Below are 21,046 nucleotides of genomic sequence, written 5' to 3' on the forward strand. Positions count from 1 at the left end.
GATGGCCCAGAAGATCATTCGTGTCGGCGACATCGAAATCGCCAACGACAAGCCCATGGTGCTGTTCGGCGGCATGAACGTGCTGGAAAGCCGTGACATGGCGATGCAGGTGTGTGAAGAGTACGTAAAGGTTACCCAGAAACTGGGTATCCCGTATGTGTTCAAGGCCAGCTTCGACAAGGCCAACCGTTCGTCGGTGACCTCCTATCGCGGCCCAGGCCTTGAGGAAGGCATGCGGATCTTCCAGGACATCAAGCAAGCTTTCGGTGTGCCGATCATCACCGACGTCCACGAGCCCGAGCAGGCTGCCGTGGTCGCCGAAGTGTGCGACATCATCCAGTTGCCGGCCTTCCTGTCGCGCCAGACCGACCTGGTCGTGGCGATGGCCAAGACCGGCGCGGTGATCAATATCAAGAAAGCCCAGTTCCTTGCGCCCCAGGAGATGAAACACATCCTGAACAAGTGCGTGGAAGCGGGTAACGACCAGTTGATCCTTTGCGAGCGGGGTTCGAGCTTCGGCTACAACAACCTCGTGGTGGACATGCTCGGTTTCGGCATCATGAAGCAGTTCGAGTACCCGGTGTTCTTCGACGTGACCCACGCGCTGCAAATGCCCGGTGGTCGTGCCGATTCCGCCGGTGGGCGCCGTGCCCAGGTGTTGGACCTGGCCAAGGCCGGCCTCAGCCAGTCCCTGGCCGGCCTGTTCCTGGAAGCCCACCCGGACCCGGACAACGCCAAATGCGACGGCCCATGTGCCCTGCGCCTGGACAAGTTGGAACCATTCCTGGCCCAGCTCAAGCAGTTGGACGAACTGGTCAAGAGTTTTCCGACGGTAGAGACCGCGTAAGCGTCGTTTCTCCGGTAGACTTTCCCACGCTTTCTGCTCAGGCCCTCGGGCCTGAGCCTTGTCGCCTGCAAGCCTGCCCCGTTGTTCCACCCTTGCGGTCGGTCAAAAGTTTCCCTTCAGCTGCGTCGTTTTCGTCAACTTTGGAGTGTTTACAACAATGGCAAAAATCGTCGACATCAAAGGTCGTGAAGTTCTCGACTCCCGTGGCAACCCCACCGTCGAAGCCGACGTGCTTCTCGATAACGGCATCATCGGCAGCGCCTGCGCGCCGTCCGGTGCTTCCACAGGTTCGCGCGAAGCGCTGGAACTGCGTGATGGCGACAAGAGCCGTTACCTGGGCAAGGGAGTGCTCAAGGCGGTAGCCAACATCAATGGCCCGATTCGTGACCTGTTGCTGGGCAAGGATCCGCTGGACCAGAAAGCCCTGGACCACGCGATGATCGCGCTCGATGGCACCGAAAACAAAGGCAGCCTGGGCGCCAACGCCATCCTCGCCGTGTCCCTGGCTGCCGCCAAGGCCGCCGCCCAGGACCAGGACCTGCCGCTGTACGCGCACATTGCCAACCTGAACGGTACACCGGGTGTTTACTCGATGCCGGTGCCGATGATGAACATCATCAATGGTGGCGAGCACGCCGATAACAACGTCGATATCCAGGAATTCATGGTGCAGCCGGTGGGTGCCAAGAGCTTCTCCGAAGGCCTGCGCATGGGTACCGAGATTTTCCATCACCTCAAGGCTGTATTGAAGGCGCGTGGCCTGAGCACTGCCGTGGGTGATGAAGGTGGTTTCGCACCGAACCTGGCGTCCAACGAAGATGCGCTGAAAGTCATCTCCGAAGCCGTGGCCAACGCAGGTTACACACTGGGCACCGACGTGACCCTTGCCCTGGATTGCGCGGCCAGCGAGTTCTATGAAGACGGCAAGTACAACCTGTCCGGCGAAGGCCAGGTGTTCAACTCCGAAGGTTTCGCCGACTACCTCAAGGGCCTGACCCAGCGCTATCCGATCATCTCGATCGAAGACGGCCTGGACGAGTCCGACTGGGACGGCTGGAAAATCCTCACCGACAAAATCGGCGAGAAAGTCCAACTGGTGGGCGACGACCTGTTCGTCACCAACACCAAGATTCTGAAAGAAGGCATCGATAAAAAGATCGCCAACTCGATCCTGATCAAGTTCAACCAGATCGGTACCCTGACCGAAACCCTGGAAGCGATCCAGATGGCCAAGGCTGCGGGCTACACTGCCGTGATCTCCCACCGCTCCGGCGAAACCGAAGACTCGACCATTGCCGACCTGGCCGTGGGCACTTCGGCGGGCCAGATCAAGACCGGTTCCCTGTGCCGTTCCGATCGCGTTTCCAAGTACAACCAATTGCTGCGTATCGAAGAGCAACTGGCGGGTAAGGCCAAGTACAACGGTCGCGGCGAGTTTCGCGGCTGATCGCTACATGATGAAAAAAATGGTAAAAGGTCGGCGGATTGCGTCGGAAAATTCACGATAGTGAACATTTCGGCGCTAATCTGATGGCTATCAAGCACAAGCCTGGTTATTCCAGGCTTCGTGCTATCAGTTGCTACAAAAGTTTTACATGGCGGTCTTTTTTCACTGGATACCCGATATTCGATGCGCAGTCCCAATTGGTTGTTCCTCGTCTTGCTCTTGTTGCTGGCCGGCCTGCAATACCGCCTATGGGTGGGTAATGGCAGCTTCGCGCAGGTAAAAGACCTGACCCAGCAAATTGCCGACCAGCATGCCGAAAACGAACGCCTGCTGGAGCGCAACCGCGTCCTCGACGCCGAAGTGCTTGAGCTGAAGAAAGGCACGGAGACCGTTGAAGAGCGGGCTCGTCATGAATTGGGCATGGTGAAGGAGGGCGAAACCCTCTACCAGTTGGCCCAATGAGCAACAGTTTGCCGGCCTTCTGGGCCGTGATTCCTGCCGCGGGCGTCGGTGCCCGTATGGCCGCGGACCGTCCCAAGCAATATTTGCAGCTCGGTGGACGCACTATTCTCGAACACAGCCTTGGCTGTTTTCTCGATCACCCAGACCTCAAGGGGCTGGTGGTCAGTCTGGCCTGCGATGATCCCTATTGGCCCACGCTGGCCTGTGCCGTTGACCCACGTATCCAGCGCGCGGAGGGTGGTTCAGAGCGCTCGGGCTCGGTACTCAATGCACTGCTGCACTTGAACGCCCTGGGCGCCAGTGATGACGACTGGGTGCTGGTGCATGATGCTGCCCGGCCCAATTTGAGCCGTGATGATCTCGACAAACTGTTAAGCGAACTGGCCGATGATCCTGTCGGTGGCTTGCTGGCCGTGCCGGCCCGCGACACCCTTAAACGCGTCGACAAGCACGGCCGGGTGGTGGAAACCGTCGACCGCAGCTTGATCTGGCAAGCCTACACGCCGCAAATGTTCCGCCTCGGTGCTTTGCACCGCGCATTGGCCGACAGCCTGGTGGCTGACGCTGTCATCACCGACGAAGCCTCGGCCATGGAATGGTCCGGCCAGGCGCCACGCCTGATCGAAGGGCGCTCGGACAATATCAAGGTGACCCGACCGGAGGACCTTGAGTGGTTGCGGTTGCGCTGGGCGAATCGGCGGTAATCAGCGAAACCGCTATAGGGAGCAAGCCCCACCTTTGAATGTGTTCACAGCTCAAAATGTGGGAGGGGCGGTGCGACGATTCGACTTGCTCCCGATGACGGCCCGCCTGAACAGCACACAATCAACCGCAGTACTCCGGTCTCTCAGCCAACCCTTCCTTCAAGAAACCCACCAACTTGCGAACCTTCGGCGACAAATGCCGCTGCTGCGGATACAGCGCCCATACCGCGGTATTCGGCGGCTGATGCGCCTCCAGCAACGACACCAGCGCCCCACTGTGCAAATGCTGCAGCACGTAATAATCCGGCAACTGGCACAACCCCACCCCTTGCAGCGCTGCATCCAGTACCGCTTGCCCACTGTTGCAGCGCCAGTTTCCCTGGACACGCTGGGAAAATTCGCGCCCATCCTGAGCTAATTGCCAGATATCCGAACTGCCGATCAGGCAGTTATGCCGGCTCAGTTCCGACAAACTATGAGGGCGCCCATACCGTTCCAGGTAGGACGGTGATGCACACACGTACATCCGGCGGGGCGCCAGGCGGCTGGCAACCATGCTTGAGTCAGAAAGGCGCCCCAGGCGAATCGCCAGGTCCAGACCTTCGTGTACCAGGTCGAGTTGGCGGTTGCTCAGTTCAATATCCACCCGCAGCTGTGGATAAAGCCCCATGAACCGCGTCACCAGCGGCACGATGAAACGTTCTCCATAGGCCACGGCGCAGGTCATGCGCAACATGCCTTTGGGTTCGCTGGCCAGGTCGCCGACCGCGCGCAGCGCTTCTTCGCGGCCGTCTTGCAGGCGTTGGCAATGCTGGAGGAAGGTTTGTCCGGCTTCTGTCAGGGTGACTTTGCGCGTACTGCGATACAGCAAACGGGTTTGCAGACGTTCTTCCAAGCGTGCGACCTGGCGACTGATATGGGACGAGGATACGCCGAGGCGTTCGGCTGCGGCGGTAAATTGGCTGCATTCGGCCACGGCGACAAACTCGTCAATGCCTTCCCAGCGGTTCTCCAGCATGAGGATTGTCCCTGTATGGCAATAATGTTTTGCTTTGTGCTGGATTATTAATCAATGAGCGGTGTTTTACACTGCTCTTCTCAATTTTCAGTGCCTGGAGAAACCCGGATGATCAAGTCACGCGCCGCTGTCGCCTTTGAAGCCAAAAAACCGCTGGAGATCGTAGAAGTAGATGTCGCCATGCCCAAGGCCGGCGAAGTCCTGCTGCGCGTGGTGGCTTCCGGCGTATGCCACACCGACGCCTACACCCTGTCGGGCGCGGACCCGGAAGGTATCTTCCCGTCCATCCTCGGTCACGAAGGCGGTGCCGTGGTTGAAGCGATCGGCGAGGGCGTCACCTCGGTTGCCGTGGGCGATCATGTGATCCCGCTTTACACCCCGGAATGTGGCAAGTGCAAATTCTGCCTTTCGGGCAAGACCAACCTGTGCCAGGCCATTCGCTCCACCCAAGGTAAAGGCCTGATGCCCGACGGCACCACGCGTTTCTCCTACAAGGGTCAGCCGATTTTCCACTACATGGGCACCTCGACGTTCTCCGAGTACACCGTATTGCCGGAAATTTCCGTGGCTAAGATTCCTAAGGAAGCGCCGCTGGAAAAAGTCTGCCTGCTCGGTTGCGGTGTCACCACGGGTATCGGTGCGGTGATCAATACCGCCAAGGTCAAGCCCGGCGATACCGTGGCCATCTTCGGCCTCGGCGGTATCGGTTTGTCGGCGGTGATCGGTGCGGTCAAGGCCAAGGCCGGTCGCATCATCGCCATTGACATCAACCCGGCCAAGTTCGAAATCGCCAAGCAATTGGGCGCCACCGACTGCATTAACCCGAAAGACTACGACCGCCCGATCCAGGACGTGATCGTCGATTTGACCGACGGCGGCGTGGACTTTTCCTTCGAATGCATCGGCAACGTGCAACTGATGCGCGCCGCCCTTGAGTGCTGCCACAAAGGCTGGGGTGAGTCGGTGATCATCGGTGTGGCCGGTGCTGGCCAGGAAATCGCCACCCGTCCGTTCCAACTGGTGACTGGTCGTGTCTGGCGCGGTTCGGCCTTCGGTGGCGTACGCGGCCGTACCGAATTGCCAAGCTATGTGGAAATGGCCCAGAACGGCGAGATCCCACTCGACACGTTCATTACCCACACCATGGGCCTGGAAGACATCAACAAAGCGTTTGACCTGATGCATGAAGGCAAGAGCATTCGTACCGTCATCCACTTCTGAGGTCGGCCATGAGTCTGGAGAATCTGTCGTGCCAGAAAAGCTTCGGCGGCTGGCATAAACGCTACAAGCATCATTCGGATGTGCTCGGTTGCGACATGACGTTTGCCGTCTACCTGCCGCCGCAAGCGGAGCAGGGCGGTAAGTTGCCGGTGCTGTACTGGCTGTCCGGGTTGACCTGCACCGATGAAAACTTCATGCAGAAGGCTGGCGCCCAGCGCATGGCCGCCGAGCTGGGGCTGATCATCGTCGCGCCGGACACCAGCCCGCGCGGCCCCGGAGTGCCGGGTGACCCTGACAACGCCTGGGACTTCGGCCTGGGCGCCGGTTTTTACCTGAATGCCACCCAGGAGCCTTGGGCCAAGCACTATCGGATGCATGACTACGTGGTGCAGGAATTGCCGGCGTTGGTTGAAGCGCATTTTCCGGCTTCGGATAAACGCGGCATCAGCGGTCACTCCATGGGCGGTCACGGTGCGTTGGTATGTGCCTTGCGCAATCCTGGGCGCTACCTGTCGGTGTCGGCGTTTTCGCCGATCAACAACCCGATGGATTGCCCGTGGGGCCAGAAAGCCTTCTCCCGTTACCTGGGCGAAGAGCGCTCGAAGTGGCGTGAATGGGATGCCTGCGTGTTGATCAGCGAAGCTTCGCAAAAGCTGCCGCTGCTGGTGGACCAGGGCGACCGCGACGACTTCCTCGCCGTGCAACTCAAGCCTGAAGCCTTGCAACAAGCGGCCAAGGCCGCCGGGCATCCGCTCGAACTGCGCCTGCAACCCGGCTATGACCACAGCTACTTCTTCATCGCCAGCTTCATCGAAGACCATTTGCGACACCATGGCCGTGCTTTGCTCGGTTAATGTGCGGCAAAAGTAGGTAGAATCACGCCCTGAATAAAATCGGGGCGTTTTTTTATGCGTATTGGCCACGGCTACGATGTGCACCGTTTCGCTGAAGGCGATTTCATCACCCTGGGCGGCGTGCGTATTGCACACCACCATGGGTTGTTGGCTCATTCCGACGGCGATGTTGTGTTGCATGCCTTGAGCGATGCCTTGCTCGGCGCGGCGGCGTTGGGTGATATCGGCAAGCACTTTCCGGACACCGACCCGACGTTCAAGGGCGCGGACAGCCGCGTATTGCTGCGCCATGTGGTCGGCCTGATCCATGCCAAGGGCTGGAAGGTCGCTAACGTCGACAACACCATCGTGGCCCAGGCGCCGAAAATGGCGCCTCACATTGAATCGATGCGCGCACTGATTGCCGCCGACCTGAACATTGAATTGGATCAAGTGAACGTGAAAGCCACCACTACCGAAAAGCTCGGGTTTACCGGTCGTGAAGAGGGCATTGCGGTGCACTCCGTCGCCTTGTTGCTGCGCGCATGAATGATCTGCAACTGTTGGGCCCGCGTGCCTATGGCGACGCCTTGGGCAGCGCCGTCCTGAAGGCCACCGCCGAAGATTTCCAGGTCGACGAAGTGCTGGATATTCCGCTGACCGGCGACGGCGAGCACCTGTGGTTGTGGGTGGAAAAGCGTGGCCTGAACACCGAGGAAGCCGCGCGCCGTATCGCCAAGGCCGCCGGCGTGCCGTTGCGCACCGTCAGCTATGCCGGGCTCAAGGACCGCCAGGCGCTGACCCGCCAGTGGTTCAGCGTGCAGTTGCCGGGCAAGGCGGATCCGGACATGAGCGCTGCGCAAAACGACACCCTCAAAATCCTGAAAACCGCGCGGCACAAACGCAAGCTGCAGCGTGGCGCACATTCGGCCAACGGGTTTACCCTGCGCCTGACTCAATTGACCGGCGATCATGCGGCTATCGACGCACGCTTGCAGTTGATCGCCCAGCATGGCATTCCCAACTATTTTGGTGCCCAGCGTTTTGGTCATAACGGCGGCAATGTGGTTGACGCCCGTGAGTGGGCCGCGCGCAAGGCCTTGCCCGAACAGCGCAATGTGCGTTCGCGGTTGCTGTCCACCGCGCGCAGTTTTCTGTTTAACAAGGTATTGGCGGCGCGCGTTGCCGACGGTTCCTGGCAACGGGCCCAGGTCGGCGACTTGCTGGCGTTTACCGACAGCCGCAGTTTTTTCCCGGCGGGCGAAGCTGAATGCAGCGACCCGCGCCTGGCGATCCTCGACCTGCACCCGACCGGGCCGCAATGGGGTGAGGGCGATTCGCCCGCGACCGGCGCGACCCATGAGCTGGAACAGGCGATTGCCGCCAGCGAAGCCGACCTGCGCGATTGGCTGGTGAATGCCGGCATGAGCCAGGAACGTCGCATTCTGCGGCTGCCCATTGGCGGGTTGACGTGGCATTATCCCGGGCCTGACATTCTGCAATTGGAATTCGTCCTGCCGGCCGGATGCTTCGCCACTGTCTTGGTGCGCGAGCTTGTTGATCTGGTGCCGGTGGGGCAGACGGACAGCCCATGCGTATTCTGATATCAAACGATGACGGTGCCACCGCACCCGGTCTTGCCGCGCTTCATGCTGCGCTGGCAGATTATGCCGAGTGCGTGGTGGTTGCCCCCGACCAGGACAAGAGCGGCGCCAGCAGTTCGCTGACGCTCGACCGTCCCCTGCACCCGCAGGTTCTGGCCAATGGCTTTATCAGCGTGAATGGTACCCCCACCGACTGCGTGCACCTGGCGATCAACAGTCTGCTTGCGCAGGAGCCGGACCTGGTGGTGTCGGGCATCAATCTCGGGGCAAACCTGGGCGATGACGTGCTGTATTCCGGTACCGTGGCCGCAGCCCTTGAAGCACGCTTCCTGGGCCGCACCTCGTTCGCGTTTTCCCTGGCTTCACGCCAACTCGACAACCTGCCCACCGCCGCCTATTTCGCGCGCAAGATGGTGGAGGCCCATGGCTCCCTGGACTTGCCGCCGCGCACGGTGCTCAACGTCAATATTCCCAATTTGCCCCTTGATCACATTCGCGGTATCCAGCTGACACGCCTTGGCCATCGCGCCCGGGCGACGGCCCCATTGAAGGTGGTCGACCCGCGAGGCAAGGAAGGCTATTGGATTGCCGCGGCGGGCGACGCCGAAGACGGTGGCGAGGGCACGGACTTTCATGCGGTGATGCAAGGCTATGTGTCGATTACCCCGTTGCAACTCGATCGCACCTTCAGTGATGCCTTCCGTGGTCTCGATGGCTGGCTGGAGGGGCTGCGCTGATGGCTCGTGAACAAGACGACCTGCTGCGTCGCGGCATCGGGATGACCTCCCAGCGTACCCGTGAGCGTTTGATCCAGCGCCTGTACGAAGAAGGCCTGTCCAACGCCCAGGTGCTGGAAGTGATCCGCCGCACGCCGCGCCATCTGTTTGTGGATGAGGCCCTGGCCCATCGGGCCTATGAAGACACGGCGTTACCCATCGGCCATAACCAGACCATCTCCCAGCCTTACATGGTTGCGCGCATGAGCGAGCTGCTGCTGGCGGCGGGGCCGTTGGACAAGGTGTTGGAGATCGGCACCGGTTCCGGCTACCAGACCGCTGTGCTGTCGCAGCTGGTGGAGCGGGTGTTCTCGGTGGAGCGCATCAAGGTGCTGCAGGACCGTGCCAAGGAGCGTCTGGTGGAGCTCAATCTGCGTAACGTGGTATTCCGCTGGGGTGATGGCTGGGAAGGCTGGCCGGCACTGGCGCCTTATAACGGTATCATCGTGACGGCCGTGGCCACTGATGTTCCGCAGGCGTTGCTCGACCAACTGGCGCCGGGCGGGCGCCTGGTCATCCCGGTGGGCTCCGGCGAAGTGCAACAATTGATGCTTATCGTGCGTGAAGATGACGGTTTTTCCCGGCATGTACTGGGTGCCGTACGCTTTGTGCCGTTGCTCAACGGCCCGTTGGCCTGATCAATTTTCGTCGGCAGTGAATTCTGTTGATAGGGATGTGTCTTACGGCGGGGTCTATCAAGTCAACATGATGGCCGCAGTGATTCAACACGCTGAATGATTCGTTTCAGTCGTGTGCCGGTAAAACTTCAATGCCCAGTTATACTTGCGTCACATTTCAAGCCTGATACAGGCGTTCATATTCAGCCACCACAAAGGGAGCGGCGGGTGAGTCTCACAGGTCTTGCGCAGCGTATGAGTAAAACAAGCTTTCAGCGACTGGTGCTTGGCCTTGTCTTCAGTTCGGTGTTGGTAGGCTGTTCCAGTTCGCCGAGCAGCGGCGCGCGGGTCGTTGACCGCACTAATGCCGCGCCGCAAAGGCCCACGGTGACCACCGGGCAATATGTGGTGCGCAAGGGTGACACCTTGTTTTCGATCGCCTTCCGCTATGGTTGGGACTACAAGGCGCTCGCAGCGCGTAACAATATTCCGGTGCCCTACACGATCCATCCGGGGCAGACGATTCGCTTCGACGGCCGCACGGGCGCCGCGCCTACGGCAGTTGTGACAAACACCGGATCTTCGCCCTCATCTTCGAGCAAAACCACCATCATTACCCGGCCTGCCGGCACGGCCGTACCGAGTCCTGCCAGCAAGCCGGCACCCGCGCCGTTGCCACCTGCCGGGCCTGCGCCGACCGGCTGGGGATGGCCTTCAAACGGAGTGTTAATTGGAAAATTCTCTTCAAACGGTAGTTTGAATAAAGGCATTGATATCGCCGGGGATTTGGGACAGCCTGTTTTAGCTGCGTCTGATGGGACAGTGGTATACGCCGGGAGTGGTTTGCGGGGCTACGGCGAGCTGGTCATCATCAAACACAGCGATACCTACGTCAGTGCTTACGGTCATAACCGCAGGCTGTTGGTTCGGGAGGGGCAGCAGGTCAAAGTCGGACAGACAATTGCCGAAATGGGTTCAACGGGGACAGACCGGGTGAAGCTGCATTTTGAGATTCGCCGCCAAGGGAAGCCTGTAGATCCTCTGCAATTCCTACCCCGTCGTTGATGTGTTGCACAGCCTGTTCCTCACGTAGAAGGAACAGGCTCCAGCGTTGCCAAGGATAAAGGCGTCGCTTGAGCTTGAGGTCGAACTCACCAAAGGACTATAACAATGGCTCTCAGTAAAGAAGCGCCGGAGTTTGACATCGACGATGAGGTTCTCCTTATGGAGACCGGTATCGATAAGGAGTCGATGTCGAATGATGAAGGGGCTGCTAAACCTTCAGTTCGCACCAAATCCAAGAACTCCACCGCGTTAAAGCAACACAAATACATTGACTACACGCGGGCGCTCGACGCGACCCAGCTGTACCTCAATGAAATCGGTTTTTCCCCTCTGCTCACCCCCGAAGAAGAAGTCCATTTTGCGCGCTTGTCGCAAAAGGGTGACCCGGCCGGGCGCAAGCGCATGATTGAAAGCAATCTGCGCCTGGTGGTGAAAATCGCCCGACGCTACGTCAATCGTGGCCTGTCCCTGTTGGACCTGATCGAGGAGGGCAACCTGGGCTTGATCCGGGCTGTGGAGAAGTTCGACCCTGAACGGGGCTTCCGTTTTTCAACCTATGCCACCTGGTGGATTCGCCAGACCATCGAACGGGCGATCATGAATCAGACCCGCACGATCCGTTTGCCGATCCATGTGGTCAAGGAGCTCAACGTCTACCTGCGGGCAGCGCGTGAGCTGACTCAGAAACTCGATCATGAACCTTCGCCCGAAGAAATCGCCAACCTGCTGGAAAAACCGGTGGGTGAGGTCAAGCGTATGCTCGGTCTTAACGAGCGTGTGTCTTCGGTCGATGTCTCGCTGGGCCCGGATTCGGATAAAACCCTGCTGGACACCCTGACGGATGATCGCCCTACGGATCCTTGCGAGCTGTTGCAGGACGATGATCTTTCCCAAAGCATTGACCAGTGGCTGTCTGAGCTGACGGACAAGCAGCGTGAGGTGGTGATTCGCCGCTTCGGCCTGCGTGGCCATGAGAGCAGTACCCTGGAGGACGTAGGCCTGGAGATCGGCCTGACCCGTGAGCGGGTGCGACAGATCCAGGTAGAAGGGCTCAAGCGCTTGCGTGAGATCCTGGAGAAGAACGGCTTGTCGAGTGAGTCGTTGTTCCAATAACGACGCAGCTTTAAAGCTTGAGTGTGGGAGAGGGCCGCTCCCGATAGCAGTAGTTCAGTCACTGGAAGTATTGACTGACACGCCGCTATCGGGAGCAAGCCCCCTCCCACATTTTTTTGCCTGGCGTTTGTTCGGGTATTTCAAGAAATCCAGGCATAAAAAAACCCCGCTTTTGAGGGCGGGGTCTTTTCGACTAAGTCAGTACAAGTTAGATAACTTGAACTTCTTCAGCTTGCATGCCTTTCTGACCGCGGGTAGCGATGAAAGAAACCTGTTGGCCTTCTTTCAGGCTTTTGAAGCCGTCGGATTGGATAGCTTTGAAGTGAACGAACAGGTCGTCACCGGATTGTGGAGTGATGAAGCCGAAGCCTTTTTCATCGTTGAACCACTTAACGGTACCAGTTTGGCGATTAGACATGGTGTAACTCCTTGAACAAAGTTAACTGCGACTCAGGAAAAGCCCTGGCCGAGACTGAGTGCAAAGAGCAGGAAAAATTCTTGGAGATGGTTGGATCGAAATTCAACATATCGTGTAGAGATTCTCAGTGACACAAGCAACACAGTGACGCCACCTTAACCGTTTTTCAGGAACGTGCCAATGGTATTTCCGAAGGTTTCTCTATTTTCGTGACTGGCGGTGGTATTTACGCTCACTGGGCATGGTTACTTGGTCCCCGGCCACGTGGGCCATGGCTTATAGCAAGCGGTGCATTCATCAAGAAAAGCCCGACGGCCTTTGAACCCCAACGCCGGCCCCGGTAAGATGCCCAACAGAATTTTCCACCTCGCTATTCAGGACACCCGCCATGAGCATCAAATCGGACAAGTGGATTCGCCGCATGGCGCAAGAGCACGGCATGATCGAACCGTTCGTTGAGCGCCAGATTCGTGGTGAAGGCGATGACCGTGTGATCTCCTACGGGGTTTCCAGCTACGGCTACGATGTACGCTGCGCCGATGAGTTCAAGGTGTTCACCAACATCAATTCGGCGATCGTCGACCCTAAGAACTTCGACGAAAAGAGCTTCGTCGACGTCAAGAGCGACGTCTGCATCATCCCGCCAAACTCTTTCGCCCTGGCGCGCACCGTGGAGTTCTTCCGTATTCCTCGCGACGTGCTGACCATCTGCCTGGGTAAAAGCACCTACGCCCGCTGCGGCATTATCGTCAACGTGACGCCGCTTGAGCCCGAGTGGGAAGGCCATGTGACTCTGGAGTTCTCCAACACCACCACGCTGCCGGCGAAAATCTATGCCAATGAAGGCGTGGCGCAGATGCTGTTCCTGCAGTCTGATGAGGCCTGTGAAGTGTCCTACAAAGACCGCGCCGGCAAATACCAGGGCCAGCGCGGCGTGACCTTGCCACGCGCTTGATCGAAAGGTCCTACGCGTAAAGGGAATTAGTCTGCAGAAAGTGACTCTATTGGGTGTACTGCCTCGGCGCGTGTAAAACGCGCCGAGCCACGCTTGAGGAGTGCCTTATGAAAATCGACCCGCGAATCAGCGCTGAACTTGCCCGGCTTGAACCCAACCAGATTGGTGTTCTGGCCTGGTCCCTGATGGCCGATCCCACCTACGCGGGCGGCATCCCCGGCCAACCCGAGCCGGATTATCCACAGCCTACCGAACCGGGTGAACCCACTCTTCCGGACGAGCCACCGCCAGCGCCAGTCGCCTGATTCCTGAAAGGTCAGTCCGCGCTTAAGCGAACGGGCCACACCTGGTGATCGCCGATCACATAGATTTGGCGATCATTGTCCTGCGCGACGGTAAATCCTCCGGTAAATGCGCCATACGCCGGCAACAGACTCACACGTCCCCCGACCTGAAAGCACGGTAGCCGCAAACTCTGGCGGCCCTTGCCGCGCAGGCGATACACCGGGTGAACATGCCCTGCCAGCACATGATGGCTGGCGTGGGCATCCGGTTCGTGTTGCAGAGCAAACGGCCCCATCAGCAGTGGCTCCGGGACTACCTCGATCCTCAAGTCGACAGGCGGATCGCCTGCGCGTTTATCGTGATTGCCGCGGATCAAGGTCATGGGCAGCTCAGGGTTGCGCTCACGCCACGCGCGCAACGCAGCCAGCGTGCCGCTGGCGTGGGAGCCGGGGCCATGCAGGAAGTCGCCGAGGAAGATCACTCTTTCGCACCGATAGGCCGCCAACAGCCGATCCAACCGCTGCAGATTCTCGGTGGTGGTCCCTTGCGGCACAGGCTGCCCGAGGCTGCGATAGGCCGATGCCTTGCCAAAGTGCGCATCGGCAATCAGCAGACATCGGCGTGCCGGCCAATATACGGCCTTGTCCGCCAGCAACCACAGTTCCTCTCCCAGCAGCGTCACTGAACAATGCATCAGGGCTTCCCGTTATCCGCGGCTTTTTCCAGGTCCTTGACCATTCGCGCAATGCGCTCCGACAGTTTTTCCGAACTCATGCTCTCGCGCATCCGCTCCACCAGCAGCGGGAAGGCCAACGGTGTAGGCCGTGTGATCAGGTGCAGGTCGAGTTCGAGGGCCGACAGGTGAAGTAATGTCTCTTCCAGCCTGCGAATATCCAGTTCATCGCGTAGGACTTCTTCCCCGGCCTGGGCCAGCAACAGGTTCTGCGGGTCATATTGCTTGAACACCTCAAAGAACAAACCGCTGGATGCCTGCACCTGCCGGGTACTTTTCGGCGCGCCGGGGTAGCCGGCAAATACCAGCCCGGCGATGCGCGCAATTTCACGAAAGCGGCGCAAGGCCAGTTCCCCGGCGTTCAGGCTGGCCACGACGTCCGTCAGCAAGTCTGCCGGGCTCAGCAGCGCGACGTTCAACAAAGCCGGCCAATCCACCGCCGTGGCGCTCAACAGTTCCAAGCCGTAGTCGTTGACCGCAATGGAGAAAGTCACCGGTTGCACCTGGCTGACCCGCCATGCCAGCAGGCTGGCCAGCCCCAGGTGCACTTGGCGCCCGGCGAACGGGTAGAGGAACAGGTGCCACCCCTCCCGCGACTTCAACGCTTCGGCCAACAGATGCCCGCGTGTAGGCAAGCCCGACCAGCGCAACTGCGTCTGCAACAGGGGTTGCACCGCGCGCATCTCCGGGCCTTCGAAATGCCCTTGGGCTGCTGCATCAAGGCGCGCCACCAGTGCCTGTGCCAGTTCATTGGAAAGCGGCATGCGCCCACCATTCCAGCGCGGTACGGCAGCTCTTTTGGCGGTGCTGCGGCGGACGTAGGCGGTCATGTTTTCCACGCGTACCAACTCCAATAAGCGCCCGGCGAACAAGAAGCCATCACCGGGCTTGAGCCGAGCGATAAAACCTTCCTCGACACTCCCGAGGTTTTTGCCGCCGCCGCCCTTGCTCCAGAACTTCAGCTGGATACTCGCATCGCTGACAATCGTACCGACGCTCATGCGATGGCGCCGCGCCAGCCGTGCGTCGGGTACGCGCCAGATGCCGTGCTCATCGGGTTCCACACGACGGTAATCCGGATAAGCAGTCAGCGACAGCCCGCCATGGCGCACAAACCCCAGGGCCCAGGCCCATTCGACCTCGGTGAGGTGGCGATAGGCCCAGGCGCCGCGCACTTCTTCCAGCAGCGCATCCGGGGTAAAACCGCCGCCCAGGGCCATACTCACCAAGTGCTGTACGAGTACATCCAACGGTTTGTAGGGTGATTCGCGGGCTTCGATGTGGCGCTCGGCAATCGCGTCCTGGGCCGCCGCCGCTTCTACCAGCTCCAGACTATGTGTGGGCACCAGTGTCACCCGTGACGGCCGCCCCGGCGCATGGCCCGAGCGCCCGGCGCGCTGCATCAGGCGTGCCACGCCCTTGGCCGAGCCGATCTGCAACACCCGTTCCACCGGCAGAAAATCCACCCCCAAATCCAGGCTGGAGGTGCACACCACCGCTTTGAGCTGCCCATCTTTCAAGGCCCGCTCCACCCAGTCACGGGTTTCCCGCGACAGCGAACCATGGTGCAGGGCGATCACCCCGGCCCAATCCGGCCGTGCCTCCAAGAGTGCCTGGTACCAGATTTCCGACTGCGCCCGCGTGTTGGTAAACACCAGGCAACTGCTACTGGCGTTCACCTCGGCCACCACCTGGGGCAGCATTTTCAGACCGATATGCCCCGCCCAGGGAAAACGTTCGGCGACCGGTGGCAGCAAGGTGTCGACTTTCAACTGTTTGGCCGTTTGCCCCTGCACATTGATCCCACCGCCCTGTGGGACTAAAACCTCCAGCGCGTGGGCCTGGTTACCCAAGGTCGCCGAGATCCCCCACACCATCAATTGCGGATGCCAGCGTCGCAGTCGTGCCAATGCCAATTGCAGCTGTACGCCACGCTTGTTGCCGATCAATTCGTGCCATTCATCCACCACTACCATGCGCAGGTGCGCCAGGCCGGCCTCGCTGTCGGCGCGAGCGAGCATCAGGGTCAGGCTTTCGGGCGTGGTGACCAGTGCGCTTGGCTGGCGCCGGGTCTGGCGGGCGCGCTCGCTGCTGCTGGTGTCGCCTGTGCGCAGACCGACGCTCCAGGGAATCTGCAAGGTCTCAAGCGGCGCTTCAAGGGCGCGAGCGGTGTCGGCGGCCAGCGCACGCATCGGCGTGATCCACAGCACAGTCAGCGGTTCGGCGGGCGGTTTGCGTTTACCGGCAGCGGGCGGGCGAGTGAGGGCGAAGCGATTGAGTGCGGCAAACCACAGCGCATAGGTTTTACCGGCACCGGTGCTGGCATGCAGCAACCCTGACTGGCCGTGTTTGACTGCCGCCCACACGTCTTTTTGAAAGGCGAACGGCTTCCAGCCCTTGGCGGCAAACCATTGCTTGGCGAAATCGATGGGTTTTGCCATACGGCGGCTGACATTCCGGAGGGTCTATTCCCACAGACCCTCCAGGCGCCGCAAAGGTTTACTTCAAATTGCCACTCAGAAATTGCTGCAGGCGCTCGCTCTTCGGATTACCCAGCACGTCCTCCGGCGCACCTTGCTCTTCCACCAGGCCTTTGTGCAGGAACAGCACTTGGCTCGATACCTTGCGCGCAAAGCTCATCTCGTGGGTGACCATGATCATGGTGCGACCTTCTTCGGCCAGGCCCTGGATCACCTTCAGCACTTCACCCACCAGTTCCGGGTCCAACGCCGAGGTCGGTTCGTCGAACAGCATCACTTCCGGCTCCATGGCCAGCGCGCGGGCGATCGCCACCCGCTGTTGCTGGCCGCCGGAAAGAAACGCCGGGTACTGGTCGGCCACGCGCGCCGGCAACCCCACCTTGTCCAGATAACGACGCGCACGGTCTTCGGCGTCCTGCTTGCTGCAGCCCAGCACCCGACGCGGCGCCATGGTGATGTTTTCCAGCACGCTCATGTGGCTCCACAGGTTGAAGTGCTGGAACACCATCGCCAGCCGCGTGCGCAGGCGCTGCAACTCGGCGTCGTCGGCCACGCGCATGCCGTGGCGGTCGCTGACCATGCGGATCGCCTGGCCGTCGAGGGTCATGGCGCCGTCGTTGGGGGTTTCCAAAAAGTTGATGCAGCGCAAGAAGGTACTCTTGCCCGAACCGCTGGCGCCGATCAGGCTGATCACGTCACCGGTCTTGGCCTTGAGCGAGACACCTTTGAGCACCTCATTGTCGCCATAGCTTTTATGCAGGCCTTCAACGGTCAATTTGTACATGGGGCATGCATCCTCAAGGCGAAAGTAGATAGCCGCTACGGTAGGCCTGTAAACCTGCGACATGGCCGATGACCATCCCGGCAGTGGCCATGCGGCGTAGCGAACGGGCGTAAAGCAGGCCTGCGTTCCGGCAGTGCACGGGCGTTACGCGGTCGGTAAGGGGGTCGATGATTTCGGCGATCAGTTGCCCGGCCTCCAGGTATTCACCGGGCAGGGCGCTGAACACCAGCAAGCCGCCAACCGGCGTGGCCACCGGTTCCACGCCGGCGAGTGGGGTGGCCGGGTAGGGCAGCGCGGGCAGCGGCGCCGCGTTGCCTGTGATGGCGCCGAAGTGAATCAGGTAATCAATGATCGCCTGGCAGTCGAGGCTGGCCAGGCCGTGGTTCACATCACCCTGGCCGCGCAGTTCGACGGTCACCGAAACGCTGCCCATGGGAATCGGGAAGCGCTCGCCGAAGCGCTGCTGCAACTGCCACCATACCAGGGTGAAACACTCGTCGAACGACTGCCCGCCGGAATCGGTGGCCAGTAAGTTGGCCTCCGAGCCGAGGTAGCGCGCCAACGGCTCCACCTGCGGCCAGGCTTCGGGCGTGGTGTACAGGTGCGCCACGGCTTCGAAGTCGCAGTGCAGGTCCAGCACCAGGTCGGCATCGCAAGCCAAACGTTGCAGCACCAAACGCTGGGACTGCAATTGGGTCGCGGCGGTGTGTCCGGCCAGGGCGCTGCTTAATGCGGCGCGGATCAACCGGGCGTTGTGCTGCGCGTCATCGCCGAGCAGCGCCTCGACCTGGTCGCCGACGACTTCGCTGAGGTCGACAAACAGGCGATTGAAGTTCTGTCCGCTCTCCAGTTCGTAACGGCCCAGCGGGATGTCCATCAACACCTGTTCCAGGCCCACGGGGTTGGCGACGGGCACCAATACGATTTCGCTCGACAACCGCCCGGCCGCTTCCAGCTCGGTCAGGCGCGCCTTCAAGTGCCAGGCCACCAGCATGCCCGGCAGCTCATCGGCATGCAGCGACGACTGGATGTAGACCTTGCCTTCGACCTGCGCAGGGCCGAAGTGGAAACTGTGGATCTGCCGCGCGGTGCCTGGCACCGGCGCGATCAGATCATGTAACTGATGCCGCATGAAGGCTCCTTAATGGCTCGGGCCGAGGAAGGCCAGCCAGCGGCGCTCCGCCAGACGAAACAGGCCGACCAGGGCGAAGGTCACGGCCAGGTAGATCAGTGCCGCGATGCCGAACGACTGAAAGGTCATGAAGGTGGCCGAGTTGGCGTCCCGCGCGACTTTAAGGATGTCCGGGATCGTTGCGGTAAAGGCCACGGTGGTCGAGTGCAGCATCAGGATCACTTCGTTGCTGTAGTAGGGCAGCGAACGGCGCAGGGCCGAGGGCATGATCACGTAGGCGTACAGTTTCCAGCCGCTGAGGCCGTAGGCCTTGGCCGCCTCGACTTCGCCGTGGGCCATGCTGCGGATGGCCCCGGCGAAAATCTCCGTGGTATAGGCGCAGGTGTTGAGTGCAAAGGCCAGGATGGTGCAGTTCATCGCATCGCGAAAGAATGCATCCAGCACCGGTTGGGCGCGCACGGCGGCGATGCTGTAGATGCCGGTGTAGCAAATCAGCAGCTGTATATAGAGGGGTGTGCCGCGAAACAGGTAGGTGTAGAACTGCACCGGCCAACGCACCAGGCGCTTGCGTGATACGCGCGCGATGGACAACGGAATCGACACCACAAAACCAATCACCAGTGCGGCGCTGAGCAACCACATCGTCATGGCCAGTCCGGTGATGTGCTGGCCGTCGCTGTAAAGGAACGGGCGCCAGTATTCCTGCAAGAGTTCGATCATCGCACGGCCTCCCGGGCGCCTGCGGAGTAACGACGTTCAAGACGGCGCAACACGAAATTGGACGCGCTGGTGATCAACAGGTAGATCAGCGCGGCAAGTACCAGGAAATAGAACAACTGATAGGTGCTCTTGCCCGCATCCTGGGCGGCTTTGACCAGGTCGGCCAGGCCGATGATCGACACCAGGGCGGTGGCCTTGAGCATCACCATCCAGTTGTTGCCGATGCCGGGCAGGGCAAAACGCATCATCTGCGGGAAAGTCACGTAGCGAAACCGCTGCCCGCGCTTGAGGCCGTACGCGGTGGCGGCTTCCAGTTGGCCGCGGGGCACGGCGAGGATCGCGCCGCGAAACGTCTCGGTGAAGTAGGCACCGTAGATAAAGCCCAGGGTGATGACCCCGGCGCTGAATGGGTCGATTTCGATGTATTCCCATTCCATAAAGTCGGTAAGACCGGTGAGCCAGGTTTGCAGGCTGTAGAAAATCAGCAGCATCAGCACCAGGTCGGGCACCCCGCGGATCAGCGTGGTGTAGAGCTGGGCGGGAATGCGCAGGAAGGGCAGGCTGGACAGTTTGGCGCTGGCGCCGAGCAGACCCAGCAATACGCTGACGGCCAGGGACAGTACCGACAACTTGAGGGTCATCCAGGTGCCTTGCAGCAACAGCGGGCCGAAACCCTTCAAACTGAATGCGCTCAGCCCGAGGGTTTGCAACAGATCTTCGAACATAAATCAGGACCTATGGCGATAAAAAAGCGCCCCTCCAAAAGAGGGGCGCCCCGGGGCATTACTTGCCGCTGTACAGGTTCAGATCGCCAAAGTGTTTTTTCTGAATCTCGGCATACTTGCCATCATCGTGTAACGCTTTGATACCTTTATCCAAAAGGGCCTTGAGTTCAGTGTTACCTTTTTTGATACCGATCGCGGTTTTCGACGGCAGCAGCGGGTCGTCGATCGGCGCGCTGACTTCGTAGCCGGCACCGGCTGGGGACTTCAAAAAGCCCAGTTCAGCTTGCAGCATGTCTTGCACGGATGCATCGAGGCGCCCGGACGTCAGGTCAGCGTAGACCTGGTCCTGGTTGGCGTAGGCCTTGGTGGTCACACCGGCCTTGTCCAGCACGGCCTTGGCGTAGGCTTCCTGAATGGTGCCTTGCTCGTAGCCCACGGATTTGCCCTTGAGCGACTCAGGAGTGGAGTAACCCGCGCCTTTCTTGAACACCAGCGACGTTGGGCCGGAGAACAGTTCGCTCGAGAAGTCGATGGCCTTTTCGCGCACCGGGGTCACGGTCATGGACGAAATCACGCCGTCGAACTTGTTGGCTTTCAGGCCCGGAATCATGCCGTCGAAGTCACTCTCGACCCACTTGCACTTCACTTTCAACTCAGCGCAGATGGCATTGCCCAGGTCGATATCGAAGCCCACCAGGCTGCCGTCGGCGGCTTTGGATTCAAACGGCGCGTAGGACGGATCGACACCAAAACGCAATTCCTTGTATTCCTTGGCCGTGGCGACGCCGGCGGCCATGCACAGAGCCAGTGCAGAAAGGGTCAGCAATGCTTTTTTCATTATGTAATCCCTGGAAACCAAGATAAGCGCTTGTGGCGCGTTTAGGACTGTTACTGAACGGTGTCAGACGGATCACTGGTAGCAATTTCTGCACCATAGTTCCGAATGTGGCTCCGAATGATCGTTTTAAAAGGTGGGACGAAGGAGTTCTGAGCGTAGGAAATGCCCGAAAATGGGCATTGAAAATTGAGTGCACTTTTTTGGGTCGTGTGGCTTGCGCCCGATGGCAGAGTGTCAGTCAGCGTAGTCAGTGACTGGCACTCCTATAT

General features: G+C 59.9%; 23 protein-coding genes. 14 read left to right on the plus strand and 9 right to left on the minus strand.

Annotation, left to right across the window (positions count from 1 at the left end):
- Nucleotide 1 precedes the first annotated feature (1 nt).
- From kdsA to ispD, 4 genes are all read left to right on the plus strand, one after another.
- Nucleotides 2–847 (plus strand): 3-deoxy-8-phosphooctulonate synthase, encoded by an 846-nt coding sequence (kdsA, locus tag V6M90_RS15465; protein ID WP_003172292.1) that lies wholly within the window; start codon nucleotides 2–4, stop codon nucleotides 845–847.
- A gap of 157 nt (nucleotides 848–1,004) precedes the next feature.
- Entirely contained in the window at nucleotides 1,005–2,294 is a 1,290-nt protein-coding gene (gene eno / locus V6M90_RS15470) for a phosphopyruvate hydratase (protein WP_003172293.1), read from the plus strand.
- A gap of 183 nt (nucleotides 2,295–2,477) precedes the next feature.
- Nucleotides 2,478–2,756, plus strand: coding sequence for a cell division protein FtsB (gene ftsB / locus V6M90_RS15475; RefSeq protein WP_003172294.1), 279 nt, complete (start codon nucleotides 2,478–2,480; stop codon nucleotides 2,754–2,756).
- Nucleotides 2,753–3,460, plus strand: a complete 708-nt coding sequence (gene ispD / locus V6M90_RS15480; RefSeq protein ID WP_003172296.1) for a 2-C-methyl-D-erythritol 4-phosphate cytidylyltransferase — start codon at nucleotides 2,753–2,755, stop codon at nucleotides 3,458–3,460. The genes ftsB and ispD overlap by 4 nt, the downstream gene beginning before the upstream one ends.
- 121 nt (nucleotides 3,461–3,581) lie before the next feature.
- Here the strand turns inward: ispD and V6M90_RS15485 are convergent, their stop codons facing one another.
- The gene (locus tag V6M90_RS15485) at nucleotides 3,582–4,478 is read right to left on the minus strand and encodes a LysR substrate-binding domain-containing protein (RefSeq protein ID WP_003172297.1); all 897 of its coding nucleotides are present in this window, start codon (nucleotides 4,476–4,478) and stop codon (nucleotides 3,582–3,584) included.
- Nucleotides 4,479–4,586: 108 nt separating this feature from the next.
- Between V6M90_RS15485 and V6M90_RS15490 the strand changes: the two genes are divergently transcribed.
- From V6M90_RS15490 to rpoS, 8 genes are all read left to right on the plus strand, one after another.
- Nucleotides 4,587–5,699 (plus strand): S-(hydroxymethyl)glutathione dehydrogenase/class III alcohol dehydrogenase, encoded by a 1,113-nt coding sequence (locus V6M90_RS15490; RefSeq protein ID WP_042944300.1) that lies wholly within the window; start codon nucleotides 4,587–4,589, stop codon nucleotides 5,697–5,699.
- 8 nt (nucleotides 5,700–5,707) lie between these two features.
- Nucleotides 5,708–6,553, plus strand: coding sequence for an S-formylglutathione hydrolase (gene fghA / locus V6M90_RS15495; RefSeq protein ID WP_003172299.1), 846 nt, complete (start codon nucleotides 5,708–5,710; stop codon nucleotides 6,551–6,553).
- 54 nt (nucleotides 6,554–6,607) lie between these two features.
- Nucleotides 6,608–7,081, plus strand: a complete 474-nt coding sequence (gene ispF / locus V6M90_RS15500; RefSeq protein WP_003172300.1) for a 2-C-methyl-D-erythritol 2,4-cyclodiphosphate synthase — start codon at nucleotides 6,608–6,610, stop codon at nucleotides 7,079–7,081.
- The gene (gene truD, locus V6M90_RS15505) at nucleotides 7,078–8,136 is read left to right on the plus strand and encodes a tRNA pseudouridine(13) synthase TruD (RefSeq protein WP_003172301.1); all 1,059 of its coding nucleotides are present in this window, start codon (nucleotides 7,078–7,080) and stop codon (nucleotides 8,134–8,136) included. Before ispF ends, truD begins: the two co-directional genes overlap by 4 nt.
- Complete coding sequence (gene surE / locus V6M90_RS15510) at nucleotides 8,124–8,873, plus strand: 5'/3'-nucleotidase SurE (protein ID WP_141064264.1); 750 nt, start codon at nucleotides 8,124–8,126, stop codon at nucleotides 8,871–8,873. Before truD ends, surE begins: the two co-directional genes overlap by 13 nt.
- 41 nt (nucleotides 8,874–8,914) lie before the next feature.
- Nucleotides 8,915–9,550, plus strand: a complete 636-nt coding sequence (locus tag V6M90_RS15515) for a protein-L-isoaspartate(D-aspartate) O-methyltransferase (RefSeq protein WP_169899534.1) — start codon at nucleotides 8,915–8,917, stop codon at nucleotides 9,548–9,550.
- A gap of 207 nt (nucleotides 9,551–9,757) precedes the next feature.
- On the plus strand, nucleotides 9,758–10,594 hold the full coding sequence (locus V6M90_RS15520; protein ID WP_078823527.1) for a peptidoglycan DD-metalloendopeptidase family protein: 837 nt from the start codon (nucleotides 9,758–9,760) through the stop codon (nucleotides 10,592–10,594).
- A gap of 105 nt (nucleotides 10,595–10,699) precedes the next feature.
- The gene (rpoS, locus tag V6M90_RS15525) at nucleotides 10,700–11,707 is read left to right on the plus strand and encodes an RNA polymerase sigma factor RpoS (protein ID WP_141064263.1); all 1,008 of its coding nucleotides are present in this window, start codon (nucleotides 10,700–10,702) and stop codon (nucleotides 11,705–11,707) included.
- Between the two features lie 208 nt (nucleotides 11,708–11,915).
- Here rpoS and V6M90_RS15530 read toward each other — a convergent pair whose 3' ends face one another.
- Nucleotides 11,916–12,125: a cold-shock protein gene (locus V6M90_RS15530; RefSeq protein WP_002554837.1), complete on the minus strand. Its 210-nt coding sequence runs from the start codon at nucleotides 12,123–12,125 to the stop codon at nucleotides 11,916–11,918.
- Nucleotides 12,126–12,513: 388 nt separating this feature from the next.
- On the opposite strand from V6M90_RS15530, the gene dcd reads away from it, so the two are divergent.
- Nucleotides 12,514–13,080 carry a dCTP deaminase gene (gene dcd / locus V6M90_RS15535; protein WP_003172320.1) on the plus strand — a complete coding sequence of 189 codons (567 nt, stop codon included), beginning with the start codon at nucleotides 12,514–12,516 and terminating at the stop codon, nucleotides 13,078–13,080.
- Nucleotides 13,081–13,187: 107 nt separating this feature from the next.
- Nucleotides 13,188–13,385 carry a hypothetical protein gene (locus tag V6M90_RS15540; protein ID WP_003172321.1) on the plus strand — a complete coding sequence of 66 codons (198 nt, stop codon included), beginning with the start codon at nucleotides 13,188–13,190 and terminating at the stop codon, nucleotides 13,383–13,385.
- A gap of 11 nt (nucleotides 13,386–13,396) precedes the next feature.
- On the opposite strand, the gene pdeM is transcribed toward V6M90_RS15540, so the two are convergent.
- From pdeM to V6M90_RS15575, 7 genes are read right to left on the minus strand one after another with little or no spacing between them, the layout of a single operon-like run.
- On the minus strand, nucleotides 13,397–14,059 hold the full coding sequence (gene pdeM / locus V6M90_RS15545) for a ligase-associated DNA damage response endonuclease PdeM (protein WP_141064262.1): 663 nt from the start codon (nucleotides 14,057–14,059) through the stop codon (nucleotides 13,397–13,399).
- A complete protein-coding gene (locus tag V6M90_RS15550) occupies nucleotides 14,059–16,539 on the minus strand; it encodes a ligase-associated DNA damage response DEXH box helicase (protein ID WP_332846743.1) in 2,481 nt (826 codons plus the stop codon). The genes pdeM and V6M90_RS15550 overlap by 1 nt, the downstream gene beginning before the upstream one ends.
- Before the next feature lie 58 nt (nucleotides 16,540–16,597).
- Nucleotides 16,598–17,362, minus strand: coding sequence for an ABC transporter ATP-binding protein (locus tag V6M90_RS15555; protein ID WP_003172326.1), 765 nt, complete (start codon nucleotides 17,360–17,362; stop codon nucleotides 16,598–16,600).
- A gap of 13 nt (nucleotides 17,363–17,375) precedes the next feature.
- Nucleotides 17,376–18,494, minus strand: coding sequence for a succinylglutamate desuccinylase/aspartoacylase family protein (locus tag V6M90_RS15560; protein ID WP_141064260.1), 1,119 nt, complete (start codon nucleotides 18,492–18,494; stop codon nucleotides 17,376–17,378).
- Nucleotides 18,495–18,503: 9 nt separating this feature from the next.
- Nucleotides 18,504–19,214, minus strand: a complete 711-nt coding sequence (locus V6M90_RS15565) for an ABC transporter permease (RefSeq protein ID WP_003172329.1) — start codon at nucleotides 19,212–19,214, stop codon at nucleotides 18,504–18,506.
- Nucleotides 19,211–19,939, minus strand: coding sequence for an ABC transporter permease (locus V6M90_RS15570; RefSeq protein WP_003172331.1), 729 nt, complete (start codon nucleotides 19,937–19,939; stop codon nucleotides 19,211–19,213). The genes V6M90_RS15565 and V6M90_RS15570 overlap by 4 nt, the downstream gene beginning before the upstream one ends.
- A 58-nt stretch (nucleotides 19,940–19,997) precedes the next feature.
- Nucleotides 19,998–20,777 carry a transporter substrate-binding domain-containing protein gene (locus V6M90_RS15575; protein ID WP_003172332.1) on the minus strand — a complete coding sequence of 260 codons (780 nt, stop codon included), beginning with the start codon at nucleotides 20,775–20,777 and terminating at the stop codon, nucleotides 19,998–20,000.
- Nucleotides 20,778–21,046 lie beyond the last annotated feature (269 nt).

It is taken from the genome of Pseudomonas lactucae (assembly GCF_036688725.1).
Classification (GTDB): domain Bacteria; phylum Pseudomonadota; class Gammaproteobacteria; order Pseudomonadales; family Pseudomonadaceae; genus Aquipseudomonas; species Aquipseudomonas lactucae.